2 protein-coding genes are annotated in these 3,714 nt (G+C 73.3%); both read right to left on the bottom strand.

Translation table 11 applies throughout. The features are described 5' to 3' along the window. Nucleotides 1-27 precede the first annotated feature (27 nt). On the bottom strand, nt 28-1,695 hold the full coding sequence (locus J5O08_RS20400) for an ABC transporter substrate-binding protein (RefSeq protein WP_218708735.1): 1,668 nt from the start codon (nt 1,693-1,695) through the stop codon (nt 28-30). Between the two features lie 253 nt (nt 1,696-1,948). Then, the coding region (locus tag J5O08_RS20395; RefSeq protein WP_218708734.1) for a choice-of-anchor G family protein at nt 1,949-3,714 on the bottom strand (1,766 nt) is incomplete at its 5' end.

Below are 3,714 nucleotides of genomic sequence, written 5' to 3'. Positions count from 1 at the left end.
CCCGCGCCGGGCGTGGTGTCGGTCGGATCAGCCGATGGCGAGGGCGCCGTAGCGGAACTTGAACGAGGCGTCGAGGGTGTCCTCGGCGCCGGTCACGTCCGCCCCGACGACGGCCACCTGGGCGCCCTGGAGGTACGGCACCGTGGACAGGTCCGCGGCGACCGCGTCCTGGATCTGCTCGATGAGCGCGGAGCGCTCGCCGGCGTCGGTGGTGACGGCCTGCTGCAGGATCAGGTCGTTCACCTCCTGGTTGTCGTAGTGGTTGCCCAGGAAGTTGTCCGTCAGGAAGAACGGCGTCAGGTAGTTGTCCGCGTCCGAGTAGTCCGGGAACCAGCCGAGCTGGTAGGCCGGGTACACGTCGGAGGTGCGGTCCTTGGCGTACTGCACCCACTCGGTGGTCTGCAGGTCGACCGTGAACAGGCCGGTGGACTCGAGCTGGTCCTTGATCAGCGCGTACTCCTCGCCGGAGGACGGGCCGTAGTGGTCGTTGCTGTACTGCAGCGACAGCTGGACCGGGGTCTCGACGCCCGCGGCCTCGAGGCGCTCGGCCGCCTTGTCGGCGTCCGCGCCGCCCTCGCCGTCGCCGTACAGCGGCTTGAGCGACTCGGTGGCGCCGGTCAGGCCCTCCGGGACGTACGAGTACAGCGGCGTGTAGGTGCCCTTGTAGACCTGGTCCGCGATCTCCTCGCGGTCGATCAGGTCGGCCACGGCCTGGCGGACGGCGAGCGCCTTGGCCTCGTCGGCCTCCGGCGTCGTCGCGCCGTACGGCTGCGTGTTGAAGTTGAACGTGATGTAGCGGATCTCGCCGCCGGGGCCGTCGACGACCTTGACGTTGTCGTCGCCCCGCAGGTCCTCGATGTCGGTCGCGGACAGGCTGCGGAACGCCACGTCGACGTCGCCCTGCTGGACGGCCAGCTTCAGGTTGGACGCCTCGGCGTAGTACGTGACGGAGACCTCCTGGGTCTTCGCCTCGCCGAGCAGGCCCTGGTACTCCGGGTTCGCCTCGTACGACACGAGGTCGTTCTGGCTGTAGCCGGTGATCGTGTACGGGCCGGCGAACGCCTGGCCGTCGACGATGTCGGCGTCCGGGGTCAGCGCGTCGGCGGCGAAGACCTCCTCGTCGACGATCGGGCCGGCGGGGCTCGACAGGATCTGCGGGAACACCTGGTCGTCGGGGGACTTCAGGGTGAAGACGACGGTGGTGTCGTCCGGCGCCGCGACGCTGTCCAGGTTGTAGAGCAGCGAGCCCGGGCCGTTGCCGTCGTCCGCGCCCGACTCGAAGATCGCGAGCTGGCGGTCGAACGTGAACTTCACGTCGGAGGACGTGAGGTCGTTCCCGTTCGCGAACGTCAGGCCCGGCTTCAGGGTGACCGTGTACTCGGTCGGCGAGGTGAACTCGGCCGACTCGGCGATGTCCGGCTCGACGTCCGGGCTGCCGTACGGCGTGTTCATGAGGAACGGGTACACCTGGTTCATCACGGCGAACGAGCCGTTGTCGTAGGAGCCCGCGGGGTCGATCGTCGTGATCTTGTCGGTCGTGCCGATCAGCAGCGAGCCGCCGCCGGAGCCGCCGCCGTCCGACGTGTCGCCGCCGCCGCCGGAGCCGCCGCCGCACGCGGCGAGGACGAGGGCGGTGGCGGCCAGGCCGGCCGCGGAGACGATGCCGCGCCGGCGGCCGAGGGGAACCGCAGTCATGCGTGTACCTCTTCCCTGTGAAGGAGGTCCAGCCGGGGCGCGGCCGCCCGGGGTGACCCGGCGGCGCGTCCCCGGCCGCGTGGGGGATGGTCGCGTGACCACGGGCGCGCTCGCGCGCCCGTGACGTGGGTCATAGGAGTAGCACAGGATCTGAGATTTTCGAACATTCCCGTGTTACGCGCACATTTCGGGCTCGAAAAGATGCAGGTCAGAGCGTCGCGGTGCGATTGTTACCGGTGCGTAGGAACGATTCTCAGCCGATAAAGCCGACCGGCTGGTAGGCCATGGGTCCGGCGGCGGAGACGCCGAAGGCCAGCCAGGCGGTGCGGGACGCGCTGACCGCCCCGACGCGCAGGGCCGTCACGCCGAGCTCGCCGGCGTCGAACGCCACCCCGGGCGTGCGGGCGCCGGCCTGGTCCGGCTGGACGTTGACCTGCGCCGACAGCACGGACGGGAGGTTCGTCAGCGCCGGCTGCAGCGTGCCGGTCGCGGTCCCGACCGCGGCGGTGAACGTGCCGAACGGCGGCGTCGGCGTCACGGTGGCGGTGCCGTAGACCGTGCTCGTCAGGGCGGTGGCCACCGCCGACCGCAGCTGGGCGGTACCGGTCGCGGAGGTGAGCGCGTTCCGGACCGAGGTGCACGAGGCGGCGGTCAGCAGGCCGCAGGAGTTGTTGACGCCGACGACCACGGCGACGGTGCCCTGCTGGTCGCGGAGCTGGTTGAGGGTCCCGGTGAACGTCACCGAGGAGGGCTCGGCGGCGAGGCCGAGCAGCGTGATCGGCGTGGACACGGTCAGGGTCGCCGTGCTGCTCGCGAGCGCGGTCGACACCGCGCTCAGCACGGACGTCCGGTAGGCGGGCAGGAGGGTCCCGACCGCCGACGACGCGGCGCTCATCACCGCGGCGGTGAGCACCTCGGAGTTCGCCGGCCGGCCGTTGACGCCCTGGGTGGTGCTCGTGAGCGCGGCCAGGTCGACGGTCATCCGCCCGGTGGAGAGGTCGAGGCGCACCGGGCCGCCGGCGCCGAGGGTCTGCCCGGTGAGCGCCGCGACGGCCGAGGGGACGTTCACCGGCACGCTGAGCTTCAGGGTGCCGGTGGAGGTGCCCGGCGTCAGGAGGTTCAGCAGCTCCTGGTTGCTGCGGTAGACGGCGTTGACGGTGGTCGCGGCGGTGGCGGCGACCGAACCCGTCCCGGTGCCGGTGATCGCGGCCTGCGCGGCGGTGGCGGCGGCGGTCGCGCTCGTCGAGGCGGCGCGCAGGGCCGTGCTGTCGGCCTCGAGGCGGAGCGCGGAGACGCCGTAGGCGCGGGTGGTCGACGGCCGGGAGATGCAGGCGTCGCGGACGGTGGTCGACGCGACGGTCCCCGGCACGAGGCGGAGGCCGGTGAGGTCGGCCGCGGGCGCGGCGCCGATCCCGGTGCTCAGCGCGCCCGCGGTGACGAGCGCGCGCACGTCGACGGTCGCGAGGTCGGGCAGGCCGGACCCGGCCGCCTGCGTGGCCGCGTTCAGCACCCCGGCCGTCGAGACGGCGCCGGAGCCTCCGACGGCGGCACCCGTGCTCGCCGCGCGGCCGTACTGCTGGTTCTGCGCGGACGTGACGGTGCCGAAGGTGACGGCGTTCCCGAGGGTCGTCGACGTCGACTGCAGTGCGGCGGCCGCCACCGGCGCCACGTAGGCGTCGGAGCCGAGCGGGGTCGCCCCGGCCGGGGTCGCGGTGGACGCCGAGCCGGTCTGGGTGACGCGGAGCGGTGCGACCGCCGCGATGCCGGTGGTGCTGCCGGTGCCCACCGCGCCCGCGACGAGCCCGCCGCGGGCCGTGGTCCGGTAGAGCCCGGTGTCGCACCAGCTCGCGCGGGTACCGAGGCTCCCGGAGACGTGCTCGCGGTCCACCCAGGCGGCGTCGGTCAGCCCGACGTGGGTCGCGCCGGCGTGCACCCCGAGCGCGGCGGCGACGCCCGCGGCGACGGCGGCGGCGAGCACCCGGCCGGGGGTGCGGACGGCGCGGCGGGCGGGCGCGGCGG

The organism is Cellulomonas sp. PS-H5 (assembly GCF_019265565.1).
Taxonomy (GTDB): Bacteria; Actinomycetota; Actinomycetes; order Actinomycetales; family Cellulomonadaceae; genus Cellulomonas.
Note: the sequence above shows the minus strand (reverse complement) of the source record. Positions and strands in the feature narration are given on the sequence as shown.